Here is a 25,681-nt window from a genome sequence, read left to right as displayed (position 1 = left end):
ACGCGCCATCGTGACCGTGAACCCTTCCCTGGCCTGCCCCCCTCGGCGCCTCCGCGCCCTGCCCTCCCGCTGGACCCCGACCGCTGTGGCGGCCGGACTGGCTCTGGTGCACCTTGCCCTGCTGGCCCCGGCCCACGCACAGGGAGTCGACGCCACGCCCCCCAACCTGCTGGCACAGGCTGCAGCGGCCACAGAGGCTGCGTCGGCACCGACCGGTGGCGCCCCCAGCGGCCTGACGTTCTCGCTGCCCAGCATCGTCACCGGAGGCAAACAGGGCAAGCAGCCGATGTACTTCGAGGCCGACCACCTGGAAGGCCAGGCTGGCGAGCGCACCCGCGCCACCGGCAAGGTGCGCCTGCGACAGGGGGACCTGTCCCTGCAGGCCGACGAACTGACCCACACCCAGAGTGACAACACCGCCCGAGCCGTGGGCAAGGTGCGCGTGGTGCGTCAGGGCAACATTTTCATCGGCCCCGAACTGTCGCTGCAGCTGGACCGTCTGGAAGGCGAATTCGTGAGTCCGCGCTTCTGGTTCGCCCGCCCCCAGGCGGGTGGCAGTGCCGAGCTGGTCGAGTTCCTGGGCGAAAAGCGTCTGCGCGCCACCCGCACCACCTACAGCAGCTGCACACCGGCCAACACCGCCGAAGGCCAGCCGGGAGAACCCGACTGGTCGCTCCAGACCAGCAGCGTTTACATGGACATGGAGGCCAACGAGGGCACCGCCCGCAACGCGGTGATCTGGTTCAAGGGGGTGCCCATCCTGGCCACCCCCTACCTGAGCTTCCCGCTGAGCGACGCCCGCAAGTCTGGGCTCTTGCCCCCGAGCTTTTACTTCGACAGCAAGAGCGGTTTCGAACTGTCGCTGCCCTACTACTGGAACATCGCCCCCGATCAAGACGCCACCATCGCGCCGCTGGTGTCCACGCGCCGGGGGCTGGGGCTGGACTTGGAGTACCGCTACCTGAACCCGCGTGACCGGGGCACGCTCAATCTGTTCGGGCTGCCGGACGACCGCGTGGCGGGCCGCTCTCGCGGTATGGTTGACTTCAAGCACCAGGGCAGCCTGCGCATGGGGGAGTCCCCCTCGCAGACCATTTACGACATCCAGTTGCTGCGCGTCTCTGACGATGATTACTGGCGTGACTTCGCGCACACCCTGCCGGCCAAAACCCCACGCCTGTACGACAGCCACCTGACCGTCGAACGGGTGCTCAACCAGCGCAACTGGGGATTGGGCGACAGCCAGACCACGCTGTATGCCGGCGTGCAGAGCTGGCAGACCCTCCAGGACCTGGACCCCGACTCCGACCCGACACTCAGCGCCATTGAGGCGCCCTACCGGCGCACCCCTCAGGTGGGTATCCGCAGCCGCAGTGGCGTGGATCAGGGCTTCAGCTGGCAGCTGCAAGGCGAATTCAACCGTTTCACCCACCCTGACGAGAACAAAGTGTCGGGCAACCGCCTGCATGCGGTCGGGCAGGTGGAGCAATCCTTCGACATGGGCCCCCTGACGCTCACGCCCCGCCTGGCCCTGCACAGCACCAGCTACGATCTGGATCAGCCTGCAGGCGGCTCACCACGCAGCATCACTCGCACGATCCCCACCTTCAGCGTCGACGCTCGCACCGAGCTGGAGCGCCCGGTCGAGTTGTTCGGGCGCCAGCTCACGCAAACCCTGGAACCACGTGTGCGCTATGTGCGCACGCCCTATCGCGACCAGAGCATGCTGCCACTGTTTGACAGCGCCCCGCGCGACTTCAACCAGTACGCCATCTACAACGACAACGCCTTCACCGGCGTGGACCGCATTTCCGACGCCAACGAGATCACCATGGGGGCGACCTCACGCCTGCTCGACGAGCGTGGGGCAGAGACACTGCGCCTGGGCATCGTGCAGAAGTACCTCTTGTCGGACCAGCGCCTGAACCCCTACGACAGCGAGCCCGTCAAGGCCGGCCTCTCCGACACCCTGCTGTTGGGCTCGACCTCGGTGATCCCGAACTGGTACCTGGACGGCACCACCCAACTGGGCGCAGACAACCAGGCCATGCAACAGGCCACGCTGGGCGTGCGCTACTCGCCGGGCGCCTGGCGCACCATCGGGGCCACCTACCGCTACAACCGTGACAAGAGCGAGCAAATCGAAGTGGGCTGGCAATGGCCGCTCGGAGGCCGCAAGCCCCCGCTTCAGGATGTCATGGCTCAGGCCAGCTCCACCGATGTGCCCAAGCCTGGCCAGTTGCTCAGCGGCGGCGGCCAGTGCGGCGGCGCCTGGTACACCGTGGGCCGCGTGGTGTACGACAAGCGCGACAAGCGCTTCACCAACACCCTTGCCGGCATCGAATACGACGCTGGCTGCTGGATTGGCCGCTTCGTGATGGAGCGCGTGGCCATCGGCCAGAGCGAGGCCACCACCCGCCTGATGTTCCAGCTGGAGTTGATCGGCCTGTCCCGCCTGGCACTGGGCTCCAACCCGCTGCGCACATTGCAGGACAATATCCCAGGCTACCGCCTGTTGCGCGACGATGCGCAGCAGCCACCGGCCCTTGCCCCCCAGATTTTCCTCGACGATGACACATCCTTCCCGTAAGCCCCGTCTGCGCCCCCTGGTTCTGGGTCTGTGCGTGAGCAGCCTGCTGCTTGGCAGCCTGACCCCGGTCCAGGCCCAACTGCGCAACCCGGACGCTCCCTCGGTGGCGCCTCGCATCCCGGGTGCCCGCCAGTTGAGCACCGACCTGCTGCTGGCCGGCAAGCCTTCCACGGCCGACTACATCGTGGCGGTGGTGGATCAGGAGCCCATCACCCACGTCGACGTCGACAAGCGCGTGGCCCGCATCCAGGAAACCGCCCCGGCCGGCAGCCGCCTGCCGCCTCCCGACGAGCTGCGCCGCCAGGTGCTCGATGCCCTCATCGATGAAAAGGTGCAGGTCTCGCACGCTCGCAACGTGGGCCTGAGCGTGGCCGATGCGGAGGTGGACGCGGCCATCGAGAACATCGCAGCGCAGAACAAGTTGACCCTGCGCGAAATGCAGCGCCGCATGGAAGCCGACGGTCTGGACTACGCCCGCTACCGCGCCAGCCTGCGTGAACAGATCCTGCTGCAACGCCTGCGCGACCGCGAGGTCAACGCACGCATCCAGATCAGCGACAGCGACATTGACGCCTTCCTGGCCACCGACCCGGCTGCGCAGGCAGAAACGGGCCTCAATCTGGCCCATATCCTGATCCCGGTACCCGAGCAGGCCACGCCCGCTCAGATTGAAGCGCAGCAGGCCAAGGCCCGTCAGGTTCAGGAGCAAGCCCGCAGTGGCGCCAACTTCAACCAGTTGGTGCGCACGCACTCGGCCGACACCTACACCAAGGAGCAAGGTGGCGCTTTCGGCATGATGCCGGTCAGCCGACTGCCGGACATCTTCGTGGCAGCTGTGCGCAATCTGAAGGTGGGGGAAGTGGCCCCGGTGGTGCGCTCCAACGCGGGCTTTCACATCATCAAGCTGATCGAGCGTGAGAACAGCGCCGAGGCCAGCTACACGCAACAGCGCAGCCGCCACATCCTGTTGCGCGCCAATCCCAAGGAGTCCACGCAAGAACAGGTGGCCCGCCTGGCCGCCATCCGCAAGGACATCGTCGGAGGCAGTGCCAGCTTTGCGCAGATGGCACGCCAGTACTCGCAAGACGGCAGCGCACCCAATGGGGGCGAACTGGGTTGGGCCTCGCCTGGCCAGTTCGTGCCCGAGTTCGAGCGCGCCCTCACCTCGCTGCAGGCCGGTGAGATCTCACAACCCGTGGTCAGCCGCTTCGGGGTGCACCTGATTCAGCTGATCGAGCGCCGCGAGGTCAAGCTGACCGAAGAACAAAAGCGCGAAGCCGCCCGCTCGGTGCTGCGCGAACGCCGTTTCGAGTCGGCCTACGAAGACTGGGCCCGCGAGTTGCGTGCGGCCGCCTGGGTGGAAATGCGCGATGCGCCCTGACACCCGCTCCAAGTCCGCCCGTCCGGGCGGCGGCCAACGTGCTGTGCAGGGTGGGGGCGGTCACATCGCCCGCAAGCGCTTTGGCCAGAACTTCCTCGTCGACCATGGCGTGATCGACGAGATCGTGCGCGCCATCGCGCCGCAACCCGGCCAGGCCCTGGTCGAAATCGGTCCCGGCCTGGGCGCCCTGACCAACCCCGTGGTCGAACGCAGCGGCCAGCTCACCGTGGTCGAGCTTGACCGCGACCTGGCCGCGCGCCTGCGCAAGCGCCCCGAGCTGAACGTCATCGAATCCGATGTGCTGAAGGTGGATTTCGGCGCCCTGGCCCAGGCCGCCGGCCAGAAGCTGCGCCTGATCGGCAACCTGCCCTACAACATCTCCAGCCCCATCCTGTTTCACCTGCTGCCCTGGGCCGATCAGGTCGTGGACCAGCACTTCATGCTGCAAAAGGAAGTGGTCGACCGCATGGTGGCCACGCCCGGGAACAAGGACTACAGCCGCCTGAGCGTGATGCTGCAGTGGCGTTACCAGATGGAGTGCGTGGTCGACGTGCCGCCCGGGTCGTTCGACCCGCCGCCCAAGGTGGACTCGGCCGTGGTGCGCATGATCCCGCTGGCGAACCCACCCGAGGTGGACCTGCCCGAATTCACCAAGATGGTGGCCGTGGCCTTCTCGCAGCGCCGCAAGATCCTGCGCCACACGCTGGGCGCGTGGATCAGCGAGCACGGCATCGAGACCGATTTCGATCTGCAACGTCGCGCAGAGGAGGTGCCGGTGACCGACTACCTCGCCCTGGCGGCGTTGAAGAAAGCGAAAAGCGCCGAGGCCTGAGCACGTTGCAGCATCAACCGTGCCAGGCTGAACGCACCAGCCTCGTGCAAGGTCTCTGATCAGGCCATCCCGCCTCGGGTGCGCGGCCTCGCTACACTGCCACCCATGCAGATCTATCTCGTTGGCGGCGCCGTGCGCGACCGCTTGCTGGGCCGCCCTGGGGGCGACCGTGACTGGGTGGTGGTGGGCAGCACGCCCGAGGCCATGACCGCAGCCGGCTATCGGCCGGTGGGCAAGGACTTCCCCGTCTTTCTGCACCCCGACACCCACGAGGAATACGCCCTGGCGCGCACCGAGCGCAAGCATGGCCACGGCTACCACGGCTTCCAGGTCTATGCCTCGCCCGACGTCACGCTCGAAGACGACCTCGTCCGCCGCGACCTGACCATCAACGCGATGGCGCAAGACGCCGATGGCCGTGTCACCGACCCGCACGGTGGTCAGCGTGACCTGACCGCGCGCGTGCTGCGCCATGTGTCGCCCGCGTTCGCCGAGGATCCGGTGCGCATCCTGCGCCTGGCGCGTTTTGCCGCCCGCTTCGCCGATTTCACCGTGGCCGACGAAACGATGGCGCTGATGCGCCAGATGGTGGCTGACGGCGAGGTGGACCATCTGGTGGCCGAGCGCGTGTGGCAGGAGTTGGCCCGCGGCCTGATGGAGGAGCGCCCCTCTCGCATGTTCGAGGTGCTGCGCGATTGCGGTGCGCTGGCCCGCTTGCTGCCCGAACTGGACCGCCTGTGGGGCGTGCCCCAGCGTGCCGATTACCACCCGGAGATCGACACGGGCGTGCACGTGATGATGGTGCTGGACATGGCGGCGAGGCTGCAAGCCCCCTTGAGCGTGCGTTACGCCTGCCTGGGTCACGATCTGGGCAAAGGCACCACCCCGCCTGACATCCTGCCGCGTCACCTGGGCCACGAAGGTCGCAGCGTCCAACTGCTGCGCGACGTCAATGAACGGCTGCGCGTGCCCAACGACTGCTGCGAGCTGGCCGAGGTGGTGGCGCGCGAACACGGCAACATCCACGGCAGCGGGAACTTTGGCGCCGCCGCGGTGTTGCGCCTGCTGGGACGCTGCGACGCCTGGCGCAAGCCACAGCGCTTCATCGAGGTGCTGCTGGCCTGCGAGTGCGATGCCCGCGGTCGACTGGGCTATGCCGACCACCCTTATCCGCAGGGTGAACGGCTGCACCGAGCCCTGGCCCTGGGGCAAGCCGTGGACACCGCCCGCGTCTCGGCCGAGGCCCTGGCCCGAGGCCTGAAAGGACCTGCCATCGGACAGGCCATTGACGAGGCCCGGGAAGCAGCCCTGAGTGCCGGGTTGGACACGGCGCAGCCAGACCACAGCGCGCCACCGGGCGTGTGAGCGAACGCTGGCATCGACGCCGGCACGCGTGCGCCCCCGACGAAAGCCAACTGTCGCCCTTTCATCCCCGCCCGCGGGGATCGGAACCCAGCGGCCCGGCGACAGGCCGGGGGCCCGCCTAGACTGGTCTGATGACCACGCCCGCTTCCGACCGCGCGACCGCCGCGCCCCAACTCGTCCGACTCACCGACTGGATTCCGGCGGCCTGGCGCACCGTCCGCACCGACCTGCGCCTGCTGCTCAAGGGCCTGGTCGGCCTGCTGCGCCTGCGCCCGACCCGCCTGGGCTCCATCGGCCAGACCTTTGCCCAACAGGCGGCCCGCCACCCTGAGCGCCAAGCCGTGGTCTGTGGCGACCGACGCTGGACCTATGCCGAGTTCAATGCTTGGGCCAACCGCTGTGCCCATGCCCTGCAGGCGGCCGGTGTGCGTCAAGGTGACAGTGTGGGCGTGCTGTTCGACAACCGCGCCGAGGTGCTCGCCTGGGTGCTGGGCACGGTCAAGCTGGGCGCCATTGCCACCCTGCTGAACAACCAGCAGCGCGGCGAGGTGCTGGCGCACAGTCTGCGCCTGAGCACCCCGGCTCTGGTGGTGGTGGGTGAGGCCTGCGCGGAAGCCCTGCACAGCCTGCCCCCCGCCGAGCGCGCCACCTTGTGCGAACGCTGGTGGTGGGAGGGCGAGACGCCCCCACCCGATGACCTGGTCTGGGCGCAGGAGCGCCTGGCCGTGGCCCCCAGCCACAACCCGCCCGAAACGGACACCCTCCGCCTGCACCAGCCGGCGTTTCACATCTACACCTCGGGCACCACCGGCCTGCCCAAGGCCTCGGTGATGTCGCACTACCGCTGGCACCGCTGCATGTCCGGCATGGGCATCATGGGCTTGCGCCTGCGGCCTGAGGACGTGCTCTACTGCCCCCTGCCGCTGTACCACAACAACGCGCTGACGGTCTCCTGGGGCGCCGTGGTCGGTGCAGGGGCCAGCTTGGTGCTCGTGCCCAAGTTCAGCGCCTCGCGCTTCTGGGATGACGTGCGGCGCTACCAGGCCACGTCGTTTTGCTACATCGGGGAGCTGTGCCGCTACCTGCTCAACCAGCCGGCGCGCCCGGACGACCGGGCGCACCGCGTGCGCGCCATGATCGGCAATGGCCTGCGACCAGAAATCTGGGACGCCTTCCAGCAGCGCTTCGGCATCGATCACATCGCCGAGTTCTACACGGCCAGCGAATGCAACCTGGCCTTCATCAACGCCCTGGGCCTGCCGCGCACCACGGGGCTGTGCCCGCTGTCTTATGCCATCGTGCGCATGGACCTGGACACCGAACAGCCGGTGCGCAGCGGCCGCAGGCAGCACATGAGCCGGGTCCAGCGCGGTGAGGTCGGGCTGCTCATCACCGAGATCACCACCCGCGCGCCGCTGGACGGCTACACCGATGCCAAGGCGACCGAAGCCAAGGTGCTGCGCAACGTCTTCAAGAAAGGCGACGCCTGGTTCAACACCGGCGACCTGGTGCGGCACCAAGGTCTGCATCACATGCAGTTCGTGGATCGCCTGGGCGACACCTTCCGCTGGAAGGGCGAGAATGTGGCGACCACCGAGGTGGAAGGCGTGCTCGCGCATCAGCCGGAGGTGGCGGAAGCGGTGGTGTACGGGGTGACGGTGCCGGGCACCGACGGGCGGGCGGGCATGGCGGCCTTGACCTTGCGCTCACCAGATCAGCCGCTGGACGGGATGGCGCTGGCGCGTGCGCTGTACACCCAACTGCCGCGCTATGCGGTGCCGCTGTTCCTGCGGCTGCGCGACGACCATGCGGTGACCGCCACGTTCAAGTACAGCAAGGTGGTGCTCAAGCGAGAAGGCTATGACCCGACCGTGGTCCACGATGCCTTGTATGTGCTCACACCCGGCGGTTACATGCCCATGACAGGCGAGATCTGGCAGGCCTTGTCGGCCGGCACACACCGGTTCGACTGACGCTTGGCATCTCAGCGCATCCGCTGGATCGCCCGGTTCAGTCCCAGATCGAATTCGGAACAAGGTTCAAACAACAACGGCCAAAAACCCCCTGCGACCGGCAAGGCGCAGGGGGAAAATGGCAACAACGAGAGAGAGCGCGAGATCAGTCGGCCTGACGACGCAGGAAGGCGGGGATCTCGATCTCGTCCATGCCGTTGCTGGCCAGCGCGTCCACCTTGGCAGCCGCCTGGGTGCGGCCACTGCGCCACACGCTCGGGGTGTTCAGGTTGCTGAAATCGCCACCCACGCTGGCACGACCCATGCCCAGACCGCTCGGGTGCGGGGCGACCGGGTCGGTCAACACGGGGATGTTGTCGGTGCCGGTGCGCAGGGTGCTGTGCACGACGGTCATCGGTGCGGCGGCCCGCTTGGCCGAGCTCAGGCCCGTGGCGATCACGGTCACGCGCAGCTGGTCGCCCAGGCTTTCGTCGTAGGCCGTGCCGTAAATCACGTGCGCGTCTTCAGCGGCGTAGCGACGAATGGTGTTCATCGCGTTGCGCGACTCGCTCAGCTTGAAAGTGGCCTTCGAGGCGGCGATCAGCACCAGCACGCCACGGGCGCCCGACAGGTCGATGCCTTCCAGCAGCGGGCAGGCCACAGCGGCTTCAGCCGCCTTGGTGGCGCGGTCCGGACCACCCGCGGTGGCGGTGCCCATCATGGCCTTGCCCGGCTCGCTCATCACGGTCTTGACGTCTTCGAAGTCGACGTTCACCAAGCCAGGGATGTGGATGATGTCGGAGATGCCGCCCACGGCGTTCTTGAGCACGTCGTTGGCCTTGCCGAAGGCTTCTTCCTGGGTGACGTCGTCACCCATGACTTCCAGCAGCTTCTCGTTGAGGACGACGATCAGCGAGTCGACATTGGCCTCGAGTTCGGCCAGACCGGCATCGGCCTGCTTCAGACGGCGGTTGCCTTCGAAGTCGAAAGGCTTGGTTACCACGCCGACGGTCAGGATGCCCATTTCCTTGGCCACACGGGCGATCACGGGTGCGGCGCCGGTGCCGGTGCCGCCGCCCATGCCGGCAGTGATGAAGACCATGTGGGCGCCGTCCAGCGCGTTGCGGATCTGGTCCACGGCCTCTTCGGCCGCGGCCTTGCCGGCTTCAGGCTTGGCGCCAGCGCCCAGGCCCGAATTGCCCAGTTGCAGCAGCACTTCGGCGCTGGAGCGGTTGAGTGCCTGCGAGTCGGTGTTGGCGCAGATGAACTGCACGCCCTGCACGCTCTCGCTGATCATGTGCTCGACAGCGTTACCGCCGCCGCCGCCCACGCCGATCACCTTGATCTGTGTGCCCATGTCAAAGTTGTCGATCATCTCGATGGCCATGTCGTACCTCTCTCTTGTCTAACGGTTGCCGGTTGAAATCGTGAGAAAAACTATTTTTTAGAAACTGCCTACGAACCAGTCGCGCACGCGGCCGAACAGGGTCTGAACCGACCCGACCTGCTGCGCCGCCTTCATCCCGCGCGTGCGCGCGAGTCTTGCCTCTTCGAGCAAGCCCATGACGGTGGCCGAGCGGGGACTGGCCACCATGTCGTGGAGGGGGCCTGCGTACAAGGGCGTCCCCTTGCGCACAGGCTTGAGGAAGATGTCTTCGGCCAGTTCGACCATGCCGGGCATGACCGCTGAGCCGCCCGTCAGGACAATGCCCGACGACAACAGTTCCTCGTAACCAGAATCGCGGATCACCTGGTGAACCAGCGAGAAAATCTCTTCGACGCGCGGCTCGATCACGCCGGCCAGGGCCTGACGCGAGAGCATGCGCGGGGCGCGGTCACCCAGGCCAGGAACCTCAACGTGTTCGTTCGGGTCGGCCAGCAGCTGCTTGGCTACGCCGTAGTCGACCTTGATGTCTTCGGCGTCCTTGGTCGGCGTGCGCAGCGCCATCGCGATGTCGCTGGTGATCAGGTCACCGGCGATGGGGATGACGGCGGTGTGGCGCACCGAGCCATCGGTGAAGATGGACACGTCGGTGGTGCCAGCGCCGATGTCGACCATGGCCACGCCCAGCGATTTCTCGTCTTCGGTCAGCACGGCCGAGCTCGATGCGCTGGGGTTGAGCACCAGTTGCTCGGCTTCCAGACCACAGCGACGCACGCACTTGACGATGTTCTCCGCGGCGCTTTGCGCACCGGTCACGATGTGGACCTTGACCTCCAGGCGGCCACCGCTCATGCCGATGGGCTCTTTGACCTCGTGTCCGTCGATGATGAACTCTTGCGGTTCGACCAGCAGCAGGCGCTGGTCATTGGGGATGTTGATGGCCTTGGCGGTCTCGACCACGCGCTGCACGTCGATGGGCGCGACTTCCTTGTCACGCACGATGACCATGCCGGTGCTGTTCTGACCGCGGATGTGGCTGCCGGTGATGCCGGTCCAGACACGACCGATCTTGCAGTCGGCCATCAGCTCGGCCTCTTTGAGCGCCTGCTGGATGGACTGCACGGTGGCGTCGATGTTGACGACCACGCCGCGCTTGAGGCCGTGGCTGGGCGCCATGCCCAGGCCAGCCAGGCGCAGGTCACCACCGGGCATGACTTCGGCCACGACCGCCATCACCTTGGCAGTGCCGATGTCGAGTCCGACAACCAGATCCTTGTATTCCTTGGCCATGGTGTGTTTGCGTTAACGGGTTGAAGACAGAGGTTTCTTGGGAGGGGCCACGCCATCGGGCAGGGTCGTCAGGCCACGGAGCTTGACGGCATAGCCTTGGGGATAGCGCAGATCGGCTTGAGACAGAGGCGCCGGGTAATAACGGCGCAATTCAGGCAAGGTGGCGACAAAGCGTTCGGCACGCGCGACGATGTCGTCATCGCTGCCACGCCCCAGCACAACCTGGGCCTCGTCATCGAGTTGCAGCGACCAGGAGCCCCGGTCGCTGAGCTTGAGGGTGACGACATCGCCCAAGGGCTTGAACACGGTCTGCAAGCGGTGCAGCATCTGCAACATGTGGGCGGCCTGGCCTGCGTCGGTGTTGGCAGGGGCCTCGAGCGTCGGCAGACGCTCGTCCTCGACGTCCCCCAGGTTGGCGTCGAACACCTCACCGAAGGTGTTCACCAACTGGTCCTCGCTGTGGGCCTGACGCCAGTAGGCCGCGGGCCGGTGCTCCTCCAAGGTGACACGCAGTTCGTTGGGCCACACGCGACGCACCACGGCTTTGCGCACCCAGGGCACCGACTCGAAGATGGCGCGGCTGCGCACCAGGTCAGCCTGGAAGAAGCTGCCGTACAGGCGCGGCACGGTGTTGGCGCGCACGGTGGCCAGGTTGTTGCGCGTGAGGTCGCCTTCGATCTGCACACGCTGCAGGTCGAAGTAAGGCAGACGCCCCAGCTTGAGCAGACCAGCCGCCAGCACCATCAGCACCGCCACGACCACCAGCGCTGCGGCGGCCGCGTTCATCCAACGGACGTCTTGCGGCGTCTCGTCGGGCGAGCTGTAGCGGTTGAGGGCAGCGGCGGCCAGCATGGTGGGGTTCGTTCAGTCCAAAGGTCAGCGGGTGGTGTCCAGGCTGGCCGATGCCAGCAGGTGCAAGCACAGTTGTTCGTAGCTCAGACCCACCACCTTGGCCGACATGGGCACCAGGGAGTGGCCGGTCATGCCCGGCGAAGTGTTGATCTCCAGCAGGAAGGGCTGACGGTCGGACTTGCGGATCATCACGTCGGCACGGGCCCAGCCCCGGCAACCCAGGGTCTTGAAGGCACGCACCACTTCGCGCTGGATCTCCGCCTCTTCGTCGGCGTCAAGCTGGCTGGGGCACAGGTACTTCACGTCATCGGTGAAGTACTTGTTCTGGTAGTCGTAGTTGCCACCGGGCGCGACGATGCGGATCACGGGCAGCGCCTGCGCCTGACCGTCGACGATCAGCACCGGGCAGGTGGTTTCCTCGCCTTCGATGAACTGCTCGCACAGCACCTCGGGGTCGTGCTGGGCCGCTGCGGCGTAGGCGGCGGCGCATTGCGATGCGTCGGTGACCTTGGTCAGACCAATCGACGAGCCTTCACGGGCCGGCTTGACGATCATGGGAGCACCCAGGGCGATCAGGGCCTGCTCGCACTCGTGGGCATTGGCCACCATGCGCCACTCCGGCGTAGGCAAGCCCTCGAAACGCCAGATGCGCTTGGTCATCACCTTGTCCATGGCGATGGACGAGGCCATCACGCCGGAGCCGGTGTAGGGAATCTTCAAGAGTTCGAGCGCGCCTTGCACGGTACCGTCTTCGCCACCGCGGCCATGCAGAGCGATGAAGCAGCGGTCCACGCCTTCGGCCTTCAGCTCTTGCAACGGGCGCTCGGCAGGGTCAAAGGCAAAGGCGTTCACGCCTTGCGATTGCAGAGCTTGCAGCACACCGGCACCCGACATCAGCGACACGTCGCGTTCGGCCGAGGTGCCGCCGAACAGCACGGCGACCTTGCCCAGGTCCGCAGGGTTCACCGTCGGGGCTGTGAGGTGAATGGTGCTCATGATCAGTGGGATTCCTTCAACAATTCAGCGGTCTTGCCGGCCACGGCGCCGATGGAGCCGGCGCCCATGCAGATCACCACATCCCCGTCTCGGGTGTTGGCGGCAATCGCAGCGGGCAATTCGTTCACGTCGTCGACGAAGACGGGCTCGACCTTGCCGGCCACGCGCACGGCTCGGGTCAGGGCACGGGCATCGGCCGCGACGATGGGGGTTTCACCAGCGGCGTACACCTCGGTCAGCAGCACGGCGTCGGCGGTGCCCAGGACCTTGACGAAGTCTTCAAAGCAGTCGCGCGTGCGGGTGTAGCGGTGCGGCTGGAAGGCCAGCACGAGGCGCTGGCCGGGAAAGGCACCGCGTGCCGCACTGATGACCGCCGCCATCTCGACCGGGTGATGGCCGTAGTCGTCGATCAGGGTGAAGCGACCGCCATCGGCCGCGCGGTGCTCGCCATAACGCTGGAAGCGACGACCCACACCGGTGAAGGCGCCCAGCGCGCGGATGATGGGCTCGTCGGCGACTTCAATTTCGGTGGCCACGGCAATGGCGGCCAGCGCGTTGAGCACGTTGTGCACGCCCGGCAGGTTCAGGGTGACCTGCATGTCGGGCATGACGGTGCCATTGCGACGCTGCACGGTGAAGCGCATCTGGCCGCCAGGCAGGGCCTCGACATCGACCGCGCGCACCTGGGCGTCTTCGCTGAAGCCGTAGGTGATGACCGGGCGCGAGACCATCGGGATGATGGAGCGCACGCCGGGGTCGTCGCCACACAGGATGGCGGAACCGTAGAAGGGCATGCGGTGCAGGAAGTCCACGAAGGCCTGCTTGAGCCGCGCGAAATCGTGGCCGTAGGTCTCCATGTGGTCGGCGTCGATGTTCGTCACCACCGACAGCACCGGCATCAGGTTCAAGAAGGAGGCGTCCGACTCGTCGGCCTCGACCACGATGAACTCACCCTTGCCCAGCGCCGAGTTGGCGCCGGCGCTGTGCAGCTTGCCTCCGATCACGAAGGTCGGGTCCACACCGGCTTCGGTCAGGATGTCGGTGACCAGCGAGGTGGTCGTGGTCTTGCCGTGCGTGCCAGCGATCGCGATGCCTTTGCGCAAGCGCATCAGCTCGGCCAGCATCACGGCGCGCGGCACCACGGGGATGCGCTTGGCGCGTGCGGCGATCACCTCGGGGTTGTCGCCCTTCACCGCCGTGGAGGTGACCACCGCCTCGGCGCCTTCGATGTGCGCGGCGTCATGGCCCACATGGACGCGGATGCCCAGCGAGGCCAGGCGACGCGAGGTGGCGCTGTCGGCCTGGTCGGAGCCCGAGACCACATAGCCGAGGTTGTGCAGGATCTCGGCGATGCCGCTCATGCCGGCGCCACCAATGCCCACGAAATGGATGTTCTTGACGGCATGCTTCATGGGGCCGCCTTTGCAATAGAGGGTTTCACGTTTTCTTCGATGGCATCGGCCACTGCAGCAGCCGATTGGAGACGGGCCAGACCACGCGCCTTGTCGGCCATGGCCAGCAATTCAGAGCGCTGCAGACCCTGCAAGCGCTGCGCCAGGGACGCCGCCGACATGTCGGCCTGCGGCAGGTGCACGGCCGCGCCATGCCCTGCCATGTACTCGGCGTTGTCACGCTGGTGCGCGGTGGTCGAGACCACCAGCGGGATCAGCACGCTGGGCACGCCTGCGGCACACAGCTCGCTCACCGTGATGGCACCGGCCCGACAGACGATGACGTCACAGTCGGCCAGACGCTGTGCCATGTTGTTGATGAAGGGCAGCACCTCGGCATCGGTGGCCGGGTTGAGGCCGGCTTGCACGTAGCTGGCCTTCACCGCTTCCAGATTGGCCATGCCGGTCTGGTGGGTGATGCGGGGACGCTGCTCGGCCGGGATCAGGGCCAGGGCCTGGGGCACGACCTCGTTGAGCGCACGGGCTCCGAGGCTGCCACCGACAACCAGCACACGCAGCGGACCGGTGCGGCCGGCAAAGCGCTCGGCCGGCGGCGCGATGGCCTCGATCTCGGCACGCACGGGATTGCCGGTGACACGGGCCACCTTGTGCTGCGCGGCCGGGCCGTCGAAGCCACAGGCCAGCACGTTCGTCAGAGGCAGGAGCGCCTGGTTGCTCAGCAGCAGGGCCGCATCCGCGTTGACCATCACCAGCGGCAAGCCACGGGCCTTGGCCATCAGGCCACCGGGGAAGCACACATAGCCGCCCATGCCCAGCACCGCCGAGGCCTGACGGGCTTTGAGGATGCGGGCGCACTCGGCGAAGCCCTTGAGCAGCTTGAAGCCGCCCAGCAGCGCGCCCTTGGCGCCCTTGCCGCGCAGGCCATTGAAGGAGATGGTGTCCAGCGGGATGCCTGTGGGCGGCACCAGCCGGTTTTCCATGCCGCCTTCGGTGCCCAGCCAGCTCACGGTCCAGCCGCGGCGCTTCATCTCATCGGCCACGGCCAGGCCGGGCATGATGTGGCCGCCGGTGCCGGCCGCCATGATGACGAGGTGACGAGCGGTCGTGCTCATGCGCGCCCTCCTCGCATGAGTTGGCGATTCTCCATGTCTACCCTCAAGCAAATGGCCAGCGCAATGGCGTTGAGCAGCAGGCCCGAACCGCCGAAGCTCATCAGCGGCAGCGTCAGCCCCTTGGTGGGCAACACGCCCAGGTTCACGCCCATGTTGATGAAGCCCTGGCCACCCATCCACACCGCCACGCCCTGCGAGACCAGGCCCGAGAACACGCGGTCCAGCGCGATGGCTTGGCGACCGATGTTGAACAGCCGCACCACCAGCCAGAAGAAGGTCAGAATCACGGCCGAGACACCGATGAAGCCGAGCTCTTCACCGATCACCGCGAGCAGAAAGTCGGTGTGAGCCTCGGGCAGGTAGTGGAGCTTCTCCAGGCTGGAGCCCAGGCCCTCGCCAAAGATCTCGCCCCGGCCGAATGCGATCAGCGAATGGGTGAGCTGGTAGGCCTTGCCCAGAGCGTTCTCTTCGGACCAAGGGTCGAGGTAGGCAAAAATGCGCTCGCGCCGCCACGGGCTCAGCGAAATCATCAGTCCAAAGGCACCCAGCAGCACCGCGGTGATCAAGGCGAACATGCGGCCGTTGACTCCACCGAGGAAGAGGATGGCCATGGCGATCGTTGCGATCACCATGAAGGCGCCCATGTCAGGCTCGGCGAGCAGCAGCACGCCCACCAGCCCCACAGCCAAGGCCATGGGATAGACAGCCTGCACGAAGTTTTCCTTCACGTCCATCTTGCGCACCATGTAGTCGGACGCATACAGCACGATGGCCAGCTTGGCCAACTCGGACGGCTGAAAGTTCATGATGCCCAGCGGCAACCAGCGCCGCGCGCCATAGACCACCTTGCCAATGCCCGGGATCAGCACCAACACCAACAGGACCAGGGACACGACAAACAAAGGCCGCGCCAGGCGTTCCCAGCTGGACATCGGGATCTGCGTGACGACCGCCGCCAGGGCAATGGCCATGACCAGCGAGATCAGATGGCGCTGCAGGAAGAAGGTTGGCGTGTAGTTCGCAAAGCGCGGGCTGTCCGGCAAGGCAATCGTGGCGGAGTACACCATCACCAAACCCAGCAACATCAACGCCAAGGTGACCCAGACCAAGGCCTGGTCAAAACCCATCATCCGTGTCGGCTGACCGGCATTGACATTCACATAGTCACGCACGGGCAAGCTGCCGACGACGTCGGCCGAGCCCCGGCCGAGACGGGCGCGCACGGCCTCCATCAGGGCCGTCCAGGGCATGCGGCGGACGTTGGACTGGCTCATGCCATGTCTCCCCGCTCAATGGCCAGTTCGCGCACGGTGTTGACGAACACTTCGGCGCGGTGGGCGTAGTTGCGGAACATGTCCAGGCTCGCGCAAGCCGGGCTCAGCAGCACGGCGTCACCGGTCAGCGCCTGTTCGAAAGCCCAGCGGGTGGCGTCTTCCAGGCTGTCGTGACGCACCATCGGCAGGGGCTCGCCCGCGGGCGTGCGCACGTCAGCCAGCACGGTCTGCAGGGCCGGTGCATCCTGACCGATCAAGGCCACAGCGCGGGCAAAGCGCCCCACTGGCTCGGCCAGCGGACCGAAGTCCTGGCCCTTGCCATCGCCACCCAGGATGACCACCAGCTTGCCGGGGGCCAGGTCGGCGCCCAGGCCCAGCAAGGCCGCCACCGTGGCACCCACATTGGTGCCCTTGGAATCGTCGATGGCATCGACCCCGCCGACGGTGGTGACGTGCTCCACACGGTGCGGCTCACCCCGGTACTCGCGCAGACCATGCAGCATCGGCGCCAAGGGGCAACCGATGGCCGTGGCCAGCGCCAAAGCGGCCAGGGCGTTGGACGCGTTGTGGCGACCACGGATGCGCAGGGCGTCAGCGGGCATCAGGCGCTGCAGGATGATCTCGTGCTGCTCGCCCTTCTTGAGCTTGACCGTGGGATCGGCCTCGCGGGCTCGCACCAGCCAGGCCATGCCGGACTCGGTCACCAGACCAAAGTCGCCCGGATGCTGGGGCATGTCCAGGCCAAAGCGCACCACCTGACGGTGCACCAGCTTGGCCGGGCGGCCACGCACCCCCGACTTGATGACCTCGGGCGGTGGCACCATGGCGGCCACTTCGGTGTCGTCGCGGTTGATCACCATCACGGCCTGCTTGCCGTAGATGCGGGCTTTGGCGCCGGCATATGCAGCCATCGAGCCGTGCCAGTCGAGGTGATCCTGCGTGATGTTGAGCACCACGGCAGCGTCAGGCTCGAAGTTGCTCACACCGTCCAACTGGAAGCTCGACAACTCCAGCACCCAGGCTTCGGGCAGGACCTCGAAGGTCGGTGCAGCCGGTGGCGGTGGGGTCAGCTCGACCAGGGGCGCGTCGGCCTCTTCGCTCAAGGGGGCCGACACGCTCGCGTCCTCGTCGCCTGATGCGGCAACTTCGGACGAGCCGGATTCGGCGGCCCCCGGAACCTCCGACACCGCCTCACCTTCACCCAGATCGGGCTCGGCCAGCGCCTCGGCCGACGCTGCGTCCACCTCGGCGGGCAGGGCAGTTTGAGCCCCGTCGAAATTCAACTCAGTCTGCTCAGCGACCGGTTCACGAGGCGGTTCGGCGTCCAGCGCCACGCGCAGCGTGTCCAGCAAGGTCGGACCGATGTTGCCAGCCAGGCCCACGCGCAGCCCGGCACGCTCAATGAGTTGTGCCGTCAGGGACGTCGTCGTGGTCTTGCCGTTGGTGCCGGTGATGGCCACCACCTTGGGCGCATAGCCCAGGTCGGTCTTCAGGTCGGCCAGCGCCGAGGCAAACAACGACAGTTCACCGCGCACCGGGATGCCCAGCGCATCGGCACGCGCCGTCAGGGCGGCCACATCGGGCGCATTGGGCATCAGGCCCGGGCTCTTGAGCACCAGGTTCACGCCGTCCAGCAAGGCCACATCCAGGCCATGGTGCAGCGTGGCAGCAGGCACGTCAGCGGTCAGGGTAGACGCCTGTGGGGGCGTCGCACGCGTGTCGGCCACGCGCACATGGGCGCCGCACCGGGCGCACCAGCGCGCCATGGCCAGGCCCGAGTCACCCAGACCCAGGATCAGCACGGTGAGGTCACGAAGGTAGTGCATGGCGTTCGCTTAGCGCAGCTTGAGGGTGGACAGGCCCAGCAGGCACAGCAGCATCGTGATGATCCAGAAGCGGACCACGACCTGCGTTTCTTTCCAGCCGGATTTTTCGAAGTGGTGGTGCAGCGGCGCCATCAGCAGGATGCGGCGGCCTTCGCCGTACTTGCGCTTCGTGTACTTGAAGTAGCTGACCTGGGCCATGACGGACAGGGCCTCGACCACGAACACGCCGCCCATGAAGGCCAGCACGATTTCCTGACGCACGATGACGGCGATGGTGCCCAGGGCGCCGCCCAGGGCAAGCGCACCGACGTCGCCCATGAAGACCTGGGCCGGGTAGGCGTTGAACCACAAGAAGGCCAGCCCCGCGCCAGACAGCGCCGCGCAGAACACCAGCAGCTCACCCGCACCAGGGATGTGTGGCAGTTGCAGGTACTTGGCGAACACGGCGTTGCCCGTGACGTAGGCAAAGATGCCCAGCGCGCCCGAGACCATGACCACCGGCATGATGGCCAGGCCGTCGAGACCATCGGTCAGGTTGACGGCGTTGCTGGTGCCCACGATGACGATGTAGGTCAGCACGATGAAGCCCCACACGCCCAGCGGGTAGCTGATGGTCTTGAAAAAGGGCACGATCAGGTCGGCCTTCGGGGGCAACTCGTTGGAGAAGCCCGAAGCCACCCAGTTGGCGAACAGTTCCAGCACGCGCAGTGCATTGACCTCGGACACGTTGAAGGCCAGGTAGATGGCGGCAAACAGGCCGATCACCGACTGCCAGAAGTACTTCTCGCGCGAGCGCATACCCTCAGGGTCCTTGAGCACGACCTTGCGCCAGTCATCGACCCAGCCGATGGCACCAAAGCCGGTCGTCACGATCATCACGATCCAGACGAAGCGGTTGGCCCAGTCGAACCACAGCAGCGTCGACAGGCCGATCGCCAGCAGGATCAGCGCCCCACCCATGGTGGGCGTGCCTCGCTTGGCGAGGTGGGTCTGCATCCCGTATTCACGGATCGGCTGACCGACTTTGAGCTCGGTGAGCTTGCGGATCACGAAGGGCCCCAACACCAGCCCGATCAGCAGGGCCGTGACCGCGGCCATCGTGGCGCGGAAGGTCAGGTACTGGAAGACACGCAGGAAGCCCCACTCGGGATTGAGGCCCTGCAGCCACATGGCCAAATTAAGCAGCATGGGCACCTCCAGTCAGGGCGGCGACAACTTGTTCCATCTTCATGAATCGAGAACCTTTGACCAGCACCGAGCCCACCACGGGAGCCTGGTCTGGCGTGGGCAGGGCGGCGACGATGTCGGCACCACTGCGGAAATGACGGGCAGACGGTCCATAGGCCTGCGCCGCGTGGGCGCACAGCTCTCCGGCCGTCCAGACGTGTTCGATGCCGCGCTCGCGGGCGTACTGCCCCACCTCGGCATGGAAAGCCGGGCCTTGTGAGCCCACTTCGCCCATGTCACCCAGCACCAGCCAGTGCGGGCCCGGCAGGCCAGCCAGCATGTCGATGGCGGCGCGCACGGAGTCGGGGTTGGCGTTGTAGCTGTCGTCCACCAGCGTGATCGCACGGGCGTGCAGGCTGAGCGAACGCAGCTGCGACCGGCCCTTGACAGGCTCGAAGGCCTGCAGGCCTTGGGCAATCAGTGCCAGTGGCACGCCCGCACCCAGCGCAGCCGCGGTGGCCGCCAGGGCGTTGCGCACATTGTGTTGACCAGCCATGTGCAGGCTGAACGCGGCCTCACCCATGGGGGTGTGCACGCACAGCTGCCAATGGGGCGTGGGCTCGGCCACCCACTCGGCCGAGCCCAGCGTGACCGCGGCCTCGCCGTCGGTGGCGAAGTCGATGACACGGTGGCCTTGGGCCAGTTCACGCCACACTGGGGTGTAAGCGTCGTCGGCTGGAAAGACCGCCACGCCATCACGCGACAGGGACTGCAGCACGGCACCGTTCTCACGCGCCACGGCTTCGACCGTGTGCATGAACTCCTGGTGCTCGCGCTGGGCGTTGTTGACCAGACCCACCGTCGGTGCGGCCAAGGCGGCCAGCTGTGCGATTTCACCGGGGTGGTTCATGCCCAACTCGACCACGGCACATCGGTGCACGCCCTCGCGCAAGCGCAGCAGGGTCAAGGGCACGCCAATGTCGTTGTTGAAATTGCCCGCCGTGGCCAGGGCCGCGTCGGCATCGCCTTGCGAGGCCATCCAGGTGCGCAAAACGGCCGCGATCATCTGCGTGACCGTGGTCTTGCCATTGCTGCCGGTGACCCCGATCAGCGGCATCTCGAAGCGGGCACGCCAGCCAGCGGCCAGCCAGCCCAAGGCGGCGCGCGAGTCGCTCACGGTCAGGCCGGGCAGACCGCACTCGGCCACACCGCGCTGGCCCATCACCGCGGCCGCGCCGGACTGCGCCACCTGGGGCAGAAAGTCATGCGCGTCATAGCGCTCACCACGCAGGGCCACGAACAGGTCGCCGGCTTGCAGGGTGCGCGTATCGGTGTGCACGCGGATGATCGGCGTGGCCGGATCGCCTGTCAGCACGGCATCGGGCAACAAGCTTTGGGCCAGGCCCAGGTTCATCATCGGTGCGCTCATGCGGCACCTCGCTGCATCAGGGCGGCCACGGCCTCGTCCACATCACTGAAAGGGGTTTTGACACCGGCCACTTCCTGCGTGGCCTCATGGCCCTTGCCGGCCAGCAGCACCACGTCAGCGGCGGCGGCTTCGCTCAGGGCGTAGCGGATCGCCTCGCGGCGGTCATCGATCACGTCCACGCGGTCACGGCCGGCCACCCCCGCCAGGATCTGAGACAGGATGAAGGCCGGGGATTCGCTGCGCGGGTTGTCGCTGGTCAGCACGACCTGGTCGGCGTACTGCTCGGCCACAGCCCCCATCATCGGACGCTTGATCGGGTCGCGGTCGCCGCCGCAGCCGAACACGCACCACAGCTTGCCACCGCGGGCTTCGGCCACCGGCCGCAAGGCGTTCAAGGCCTTCAGCAAGGCATCGGGCGTGTGGGCGTAGTCCACCAGCACCAAGGGCTGCCGAGCTTGCGCGGGCACCAGTTGCATGCGGCCTGGCACGGGCTGCAGGCCGCTGCAGGCCTGAGCGGCATCAGCCAGGGACACACCCTGGGCGCGCAAGGCACCCAGCACGGCCAAGAGATTGGACACATTGAAGCTGCCAATCACGGGGGCGTGCACCACAGCGCGGGCCACGATGTCATGCAAGGAGGGCGAACGCTCGACCACGGTGAAGCGCACACCTTGGACCTCATAGCTCAGATCCTGAGCCTCCAGGCGCACCGGCCCTTGCAAGCCATAGGTCCAGACATCGAGGTGGCGGCCGCGTGCGTGATCGGCCAGGCCCTGCCCCATCGGGTCATCCTGGTTGATGACCGCCGCCCTCAGGCCAGGCCAGTCGAACAGCGCGCGCTTGGCCAGCCAGTAGGCTTCCATGCTCTCGTGGTAGTCGAGGTGGTCTTGCGTGAAGTTGGTGAACTGGGCCACCGCGATGTGGGTGGCATGGAGGCGCAACTCCTCGATGCCGATCGACGAAGCCTCGATGGCCGCAGCCTTGAGACCCTGATCGACAAAGCGGCGGAAGGTGGCGTGCAAGGTGATCGGGTCCGGGGTGGTCAGGCCGGTGTGCACCACGGCGCCCACCTCGCCCACGCCCAGCGTACCGACCACGCCGCACGGCAGGCCCACGGCCGACAGCGCCTGGGCCGTCCACCACGATGTCGAGGTCTTGCCATTGGTACCGGTCACGGCCACCACCTGCAGGCTTGCACTGGGCTCACCGTAGAAGCCGTGGGCGATCTCGGCGCTGCGGGCCTTGAGGCCAGAAACGGCGGCCACGCGGGTGTCGTCAAACCCGAAAGCCTCCACACCCTCGGCCTCGACCAGGCAGGCGCGGGCCCCCTGGCTCAGGGCCTGCGCCACAAATGCACGGCCATCCCGGGCCGCACCGGGCCAGGCGATGAAGCCCACACCGACGTCGGCGCCTGCGGCGATCTGACGGCTGTCGACGGTCAAGGTGCTCACACCCTGGGCGCGCAACCAGGCCAGAGCCTCGGCCGTGTCAGACAAATGAAGAAGCGGTTGGCTCATCAGAAACTCTCCACTTCGCCGGGCTCATTCGAGATGATCTGGGACTGCACCTCGATGTCGGGCAAGACGTTCAGACGCTTGAGCGTCTGCTGAACGACCTGACTGAACACCGGGGCGGCCACCAGGCCACCGTAGTACATGCCATTGCTGGGCTCGTCCACCATCACCGCCACGACAATGCGCGGCTGGCTGATGGGGGCAATGCCCACGAACCACGAGCGATACTTGTTGCTGGCATAGCCGCGACCTTCCTGCTTGTGCGCTGTGCCCGTCTTGCCGCCCACGCTGTAACCGAGGGTCTGGGCTTTCGGTGCCGTGCCGCCAGGGCCGGTGGACAACTGCAACATCTCGCGCACCGCACGCGCCGTTTCGGGCGAGATCACGCGGGTGCCCCGCACGGGCACGAGATCGGCGTCGTGGCCAGGGGCCGGATGTGACGCGACCGCCTCCGGTCGGAAAGCGGTCTTGAAGGCAAGCGTGGGACGAGGGCCATCGCCCTCGGCAGTGAGCGGCGGCCGCTCCCCCTCCCCTTGATCCCGTTTGATCATGGTCATGGGGATCAACTCGCCATCGGAGGCAAAGATCGTGTACGCCTGCGCAATCTGGAACAGGCTGGAGGAGAGACCGTACCCGTAGCTCATCGTGACCTGCTCGATGCGCCGCCACGATTTGTACGGACGCAAGCGGCCGGTGACCGCGCCGGGGAAGCCCAGTTGGGGCTTCTTGCCCAAGCCCACGGCGGAGAACATCTCCCACATCTCCCGCGGCTGCATCATCAAGGCCATCTTGGCCGTGCCGACATTGCTGGACTTCTGGATGACCTGGGCCACCGTGAGATCGCCCTTCGGGTGGGTGTCCGAGATGGTCGAACCGTCGATGGTGAAGCGCCCCGAGGCCGTTTCCAGCACGGTGGTCGGCCGCACACGCCGGGTCTCCAGGGCCAGCGCGACCGTGATGGGTTTCATGGTCGAGCCGGGCTCGAAGGTGTCGGTCAGCGCGCGGTTGCGCAACTGCGCCCCCGTCAGGTTGCGGCGGTCTTCCGGGGTGTAGCTGGGCACGTTGGCCAGCGCCAGCACCTCGCCACGCACGGCGTCGAGCACGACCACACTGCCAGCCTTGGCCTTGTGCAATTTCACGGCATCGCGGATGCTCTGGTAGGCGTAAAACTGGATCTTCGCGTCCAGCGAGAGCTGCACCGCCTGGCCGTCTTCGGCCGGCACCAGCTCGCCCACCGACTCCACCGCACGGCCCAGGCGGTCCTTGATCACGTGGCGCGAGCCATCGCGGCCGGCCAGCTGGTTCTGGTAGGCCAGCTCGATGCCTTCCTGGCCCTCGTCTTCGATGTTGGTGAAGCCGACCACATGGGCCGCGGCCTCGCCTTCAGGGTACTGGCGCTTCCACTCGCGCAGCTCGTACACGCCCTTGATCTTGAGCGCGGCCACCGACTGCGCGACCTCGTCGTCCACCTTGCGGCGCAGCCAGACAAAGTTGGGGTTGGACTTCAGGCGCTTTTGCAGGTCAGCCTGCGGCATGTTCAGCAGACGGGCCAGCTCACGAACCTGTTCGGGCGTGGCCTTGAGGTCCTTGGGGATGGCCCACAGCGAGGGCGAGGGCACACTGGACGCCAGCAGCTCGCCATTGCGGTCGAGGATGCGCCCGCGGTTGGCCTGCAGCTCGATGCGACGCTCGTAGCGGTTGGCGCCCTGCTGCTGAAAGAAGTCGTTGTGGATGATCTGGATCCAGGCGGCGCGCCCGATCAGCACGGCGAAGCCCAGGCCAATGCCACCAATGAGGAACTTCACGCGCCACACGGGGGTGCGCGAGGCCAGCAGCGGGCTGGTGGCGTAGCGCATGGTGGGCATGGCCGCCGGCCCCTGCTTGCGCGGGCGGTGGAACAGGCGACGCCAGAGCTCGGACAGGCGGCTCATGGGGCCACCTCCTGCACCTTGGCAGGCGAGGACGACAAGACCTTGCCCGACTCGGACAGCGCCACATAGTGGGTGCGTGCCGGTGAGTTGTCGAACATCTTGAGCTTGTCGCGCGCGAGCTTTTCGACACGCAAGGGGGTGGCCTGAGCGCGCTTGTCAACCTGCAGGCGCTCGAATTCGATCTGCAACTCGCTGGCCTGGGCACGCGCCTTCTCCAGCGCCACGAACAGGCGACGCGATTCATGGCTGCTGCCAATGAGCCAGAAACTGCTCAGCAGCAAGGCCACGACGAGGGCGATGTTGAGACGCTGGGTCATCGACGCCCCCCTCGTCCACCGGCCTTCGCGCCCTTGGCTCCACCGGTCTTGCCGCGAGGCGCACGCCCACCGCCCACTTCAGGCTCGGGCGACCAAGGCACCTCGGTGCGTTCGGCCACACGCAGCACGGCCGAGCGCGAGCGCGGGTTGCCACTGACCTCGGCCTCGGAGGGCTTGATGCGACCGATGGCACGCAGCATCAGGGGCTTGGGCGCCGCAAACGGCACGCGGCGATCGACCTCGTCCTTGCTGTGCTTGGCAATGAAGGTCTTGACGATGCGGTCTTCCAGAGAGTGGAAGCTGATGACGGACAGACGTCCGCCCGGCGCCAGCATCTTCAGGGCAGAGGCCAGCGCGTCTTCGAGCTCCCCGAGCTCGCGGTTGACGTGAATCCGAAGAGCCTGGAAGGTACGGGTGGCGGGGTCTTGACCGACTTCACGGGTTTTGACCGTACGAGCCACGACCGCGGACAACTCGCCTGTGGTGCGCACAGGCTGGCCTTCATCGCGACGAGCGACAAGCGCCTTTGCAATGGGCCAAGCAAACCGTTCTTCTCCATAGGTGCGAATCACCTCCGTCAGTTCGTCGACCGAGGCCCGGGCCAGGAAATCGGCCGCGCTCTCGCCCTGAGTGGTGTCCATGCGCATGTCGAGCGGCGCATCGAAACGGAAACTGAACCCACGCTCAGGGTTGTCGATCTGGGGGGACGACACGCCGATGTCCATGAGCAAACCCTGCACCGGACCCAGACCCAGGTCGGCGATGACCTCGGCCCACGACGAGAACGGCGCGTGCACGATCTGGAAGCGCGGGTCGGTGATGGCATCGGGCCCCTGCGTGGCGTGGGCAATGGCCTCGGGGTCGCGGTCGAGCGCGATCAAGCGAGCCTCAGACCCCAGCTTCGACAGGATCAGACGCGAATGACCGCCGCGCCCGAAGGTGGCGTCCACGTAGACGCCCTGGGGGTGCGGACCGATGGCGGGATCCCACAAACCATCGACTGCCTCGTGCAGCAGAACGGTCCGATGCTGCCAAGGTGTAGTGACCTGTTGCATCG

General features: G+C 66.8%; 19 protein-coding genes. 5 read left to right on the top strand and 14 right to left on the bottom strand.

Features of this window, described 5'->3' with window-relative positions; all coding sequences use genetic code 11:
- Positions 1-16 precede the first annotated feature (16 nt).
- The 5 genes from WIT60_RS02060 (at position 17) to WIT60_RS02040 (ending at position 8,141) form a co-directional block, all read left to right on the top strand.
- On the top strand, positions 17-2,590 hold the full coding sequence (locus tag WIT60_RS02060) for an LPS-assembly protein LptD (protein WP_339582281.1): 2,574 nt from the start codon (positions 17-19) through the stop codon (positions 2,588-2,590).
- Entirely contained in the window at positions 2,571-3,971 is a 1,401-nt protein-coding gene (locus tag WIT60_RS02055; protein WP_339582280.1) for a peptidylprolyl isomerase, read from the top strand. Before WIT60_RS02060 ends, WIT60_RS02055 begins: the two co-directional genes overlap by 20 nt.
- The gene (gene rsmA / locus WIT60_RS02050) at positions 3,961-4,803 is read left to right on the top strand and encodes a 16S rRNA (adenine(1518)-N(6)/adenine(1519)-N(6))-dimethyltransferase RsmA (protein ID WP_339582279.1); all 843 of its coding nucleotides are present in this window, start codon (positions 3,961-3,963) and stop codon (positions 4,801-4,803) included. Before WIT60_RS02055 ends, rsmA begins: the two co-directional genes overlap by 11 nt.
- A 105-nt stretch (positions 4,804-4,908) precedes the next feature.
- Positions 4,909-6,168 (top strand): multifunctional CCA addition/repair protein, encoded by a 1,260-nt coding sequence (locus tag WIT60_RS02045; RefSeq protein WP_339582278.1) that lies wholly within the window; start codon positions 4,909-4,911, stop codon positions 6,166-6,168.
- 131 nt (positions 6,169-6,299) lie between these two features.
- On the top strand, positions 6,300-8,141 hold the full coding sequence (locus tag WIT60_RS02040; RefSeq protein ID WP_339582277.1) for a long-chain-acyl-CoA synthetase: 1,842 nt from the start codon (positions 6,300-6,302) through the stop codon (positions 8,139-8,141).
- A 145-nt stretch (positions 8,142-8,286) separates the two neighbouring features.
- Here the strand turns inward: WIT60_RS02040 and ftsZ are convergent, their stop codons facing one another.
- The 14 genes from ftsZ to rsmH form a co-directional block, all read right to left on the bottom strand.
- Positions 8,287-9,507 (bottom strand): cell division protein FtsZ, encoded by a 1,221-nt coding sequence (ftsZ, locus tag WIT60_RS02035; RefSeq protein WP_339582276.1) that lies wholly within the window; start codon positions 9,505-9,507, stop codon positions 8,287-8,289.
- 57 nt (positions 9,508-9,564) lie between these two features.
- Positions 9,565-10,794 (bottom strand): cell division protein FtsA, encoded by a 1,230-nt coding sequence (gene ftsA / locus WIT60_RS02030; RefSeq protein WP_339582275.1) that lies wholly within the window; start codon positions 10,792-10,794, stop codon positions 9,565-9,567.
- A 12-nt stretch (positions 10,795-10,806) separates the two neighbouring features.
- Positions 10,807-11,646, bottom strand: coding sequence for a cell division protein FtsQ/DivIB (locus WIT60_RS02025; protein ID WP_339582274.1), 840 nt, complete (start codon positions 11,644-11,646; stop codon positions 10,807-10,809).
- 24 nt (positions 11,647-11,670) lie between these two features.
- Positions 11,671-12,642, bottom strand: a complete 972-nt coding sequence (locus WIT60_RS02020; RefSeq protein WP_339582273.1) for a D-alanine--D-alanine ligase — start codon at positions 12,640-12,642, stop codon at positions 11,671-11,673.
- A 2-nt stretch (positions 12,643-12,644) separates the two neighbouring features.
- Positions 12,645-14,054: a UDP-N-acetylmuramate--L-alanine ligase gene (gene murC / locus WIT60_RS02015; RefSeq protein WP_339582272.1), complete on the bottom strand. Its 1,410-nt coding sequence runs from the start codon at positions 14,052-14,054 to the stop codon at positions 12,645-12,647.
- Positions 14,051-15,166: an undecaprenyldiphospho-muramoylpentapeptide beta-N-acetylglucosaminyltransferase gene (gene murG / locus WIT60_RS02010; protein ID WP_339582271.1), complete on the bottom strand. Its 1,116-nt coding sequence runs from the start codon at positions 15,164-15,166 to the stop codon at positions 14,051-14,053. Before murG ends, murC begins: the two co-directional genes overlap by 4 nt.
- Positions 15,163-16,440 (bottom strand): putative lipid II flippase FtsW, encoded by a 1,278-nt coding sequence (ftsW, locus tag WIT60_RS02005; RefSeq protein WP_445207626.1) that lies wholly within the window; start codon positions 16,438-16,440, stop codon positions 15,163-15,165. The genes murG and ftsW overlap by 4 nt, the downstream gene beginning before the upstream one ends.
- Positions 16,437-18,266, bottom strand: a complete 1,830-nt coding sequence (gene murD, locus WIT60_RS02000; RefSeq protein WP_339582270.1) for a UDP-N-acetylmuramoyl-L-alanine--D-glutamate ligase — start codon at positions 18,264-18,266, stop codon at positions 16,437-16,439. The genes ftsW and murD overlap by 4 nt, the downstream gene beginning before the upstream one ends.
- Positions 18,267-18,275: 9 nt before the next feature.
- A complete protein-coding gene (gene mraY / locus WIT60_RS01995; RefSeq protein WP_339582269.1) occupies positions 18,276-19,454 on the bottom strand; it encodes a phospho-N-acetylmuramoyl-pentapeptide-transferase in 1,179 nt (392 codons plus the stop codon).
- Positions 19,444-20,862, bottom strand: a complete 1,419-nt coding sequence (locus tag WIT60_RS01990; RefSeq protein WP_339582268.1) for a UDP-N-acetylmuramoyl-tripeptide--D-alanyl-D-alanine ligase — start codon at positions 20,860-20,862, stop codon at positions 19,444-19,446. Before WIT60_RS01990 ends, mraY begins: the two co-directional genes overlap by 11 nt.
- Entirely contained in the window at positions 20,859-22,379 is a 1,521-nt protein-coding gene (locus WIT60_RS01985) for a UDP-N-acetylmuramoyl-L-alanyl-D-glutamate--2,6-diaminopimelate ligase (protein ID WP_339582267.1), read from the bottom strand. Before WIT60_RS01985 ends, WIT60_RS01990 begins: the two co-directional genes overlap by 4 nt.
- The gene (locus tag WIT60_RS01980) at positions 22,379-24,241 is read right to left on the bottom strand and encodes a peptidoglycan D,D-transpeptidase FtsI family protein (RefSeq protein ID WP_339582355.1); all 1,863 of its coding nucleotides are present in this window, start codon (positions 24,239-24,241) and stop codon (positions 22,379-22,381) included. Before WIT60_RS01980 ends, WIT60_RS01985 begins: the two co-directional genes overlap by 1 nt.
- Positions 24,242-24,303: 62 nt before the next feature.
- On the bottom strand, positions 24,304-24,624 hold the full coding sequence (gene ftsL, locus WIT60_RS01975; RefSeq protein WP_339582266.1) for a cell division protein FtsL: 321 nt from the start codon (positions 24,622-24,624) through the stop codon (positions 24,304-24,306).
- Positions 24,621-25,679: a 16S rRNA (cytosine(1402)-N(4))-methyltransferase RsmH gene (rsmH, locus tag WIT60_RS01970; protein WP_339582265.1), complete on the bottom strand. Its 1,059-nt coding sequence runs from the start codon at positions 25,677-25,679 to the stop codon at positions 24,621-24,623. Before rsmH ends, ftsL begins: the two co-directional genes overlap by 4 nt.
- Positions 25,680-25,681 lie beyond the last annotated feature (2 nt).

Origin of the sequence: Aquabacterium sp. G14 (assembly GCF_037482285.1) — a bacterium.
Taxonomy (GTDB): Bacteria; Pseudomonadota; Gammaproteobacteria; order Burkholderiales; family Burkholderiaceae_C; genus Aquabacterium.
This window is presented reverse-complemented; position numbering and strand designations above follow the sequence as displayed.

What these genes read in the sequence shown, in the direction of transcription:
- WIT60_RS02055 (WP_339582280.1), top strand. Translation starts at nt 2,571, where the DNA reads ATGACACATCCTTCCCGTAAGCCCCGTCTGCGCCCCCTGGTTCTGGGT.
- rsmA (WP_339582279.1), top strand. Translation starts at nt 3,961, where the DNA reads ATGCGCCCTGACACCCGCTCCAAGTCCGCCCGTCCGGGCGGCGGCCAA.
- WIT60_RS02045 (WP_339582278.1), top strand. Translation starts at nt 4,909, where the DNA reads ATGCAGATCTATCTCGTTGGCGGCGCCGTGCGCGACCGCTTGCTGGGC.
- WIT60_RS02040 (WP_339582277.1), top strand. Translation starts at nt 6,300, where the DNA reads ATGACCACGCCCGCTTCCGACCGCGCGACCGCCGCGCCCCAACTCGTC.
- ftsZ (WP_339582276.1), bottom strand. Translation starts at nt 9,507, where the DNA reads ATGGCCATCGAGATGATCGACAACTTTGACATGGGCACACAGATCAAG.
- ftsA (WP_339582275.1), bottom strand. Translation starts at nt 10,794, where the DNA reads ATGGCCAAGGAATACAAGGATCTGGTTGTCGGACTCGACATCGGCACT.
- WIT60_RS02025 (WP_339582274.1), bottom strand. Translation starts at nt 11,646, where the DNA reads ATGCTGGCCGCCGCTGCCCTCAACCGCTACAGCTCGCCCGACGAGACG.
- WIT60_RS02020 (WP_339582273.1), bottom strand. Translation starts at nt 12,642, where the DNA reads ATGAGCACCATTCACCTCACAGCCCCGACGGTGAACCCTGCGGACCTG.
- murC (WP_339582272.1), bottom strand. Translation starts at nt 14,054, where the DNA reads ATGAAGCATGCCGTCAAGAACATCCATTTCGTGGGCATTGGTGGCGCC.
- murG (WP_339582271.1), bottom strand. Translation starts at nt 15,166, where the DNA reads ATGAGCACGACCGCTCGTCACCTCGTCATCATGGCGGCCGGCACCGGC.
- ftsW (WP_445207626.1), bottom strand. Translation starts at nt 16,440, where the DNA reads ATGAGCCAGTCCAACGTCCGCCGCATGCCCTGGACGGCCCTGATGGAG.
- murD (WP_339582270.1), bottom strand. Translation starts at nt 18,266, where the DNA reads ATGCACTACCTTCGTGACCTCACCGTGCTGATCCTGGGTCTGGGTGAC.
- mraY (WP_339582269.1), bottom strand. Translation starts at nt 19,454, where the DNA reads ATGCTGCTTAATTTGGCCATGTGGCTGCAGGGCCTCAATCCCGAGTGG.
- WIT60_RS01990 (WP_339582268.1), bottom strand. Translation starts at nt 20,862, where the DNA reads ATGAGCGCACCGATGATGAACCTGGGCCTGGCCCAAAGCTTGTTGCCC.
- WIT60_RS01985 (WP_339582267.1), bottom strand. Translation starts at nt 22,379, where the DNA reads ATGAGCCAACCGCTTCTTCATTTGTCTGACACGGCCGAGGCTCTGGCC.
- WIT60_RS01980 (WP_339582355.1), bottom strand. Translation starts at nt 24,241, where the DNA reads ATGCCCACCATGCGCTACGCCACCAGCCCGCTGCTGGCCTCGCGCACC.
- ftsL (WP_339582266.1), bottom strand. Translation starts at nt 24,624, where the DNA reads ATGACCCAGCGTCTCAACATCGCCCTCGTCGTGGCCTTGCTGCTGAGC.
- rsmH (WP_339582265.1), bottom strand. Translation starts at nt 25,679, where the DNA reads ATGCAACAGGTCACTACACCTTGGCAGCATCGGACCGTTCTGCTGCAC.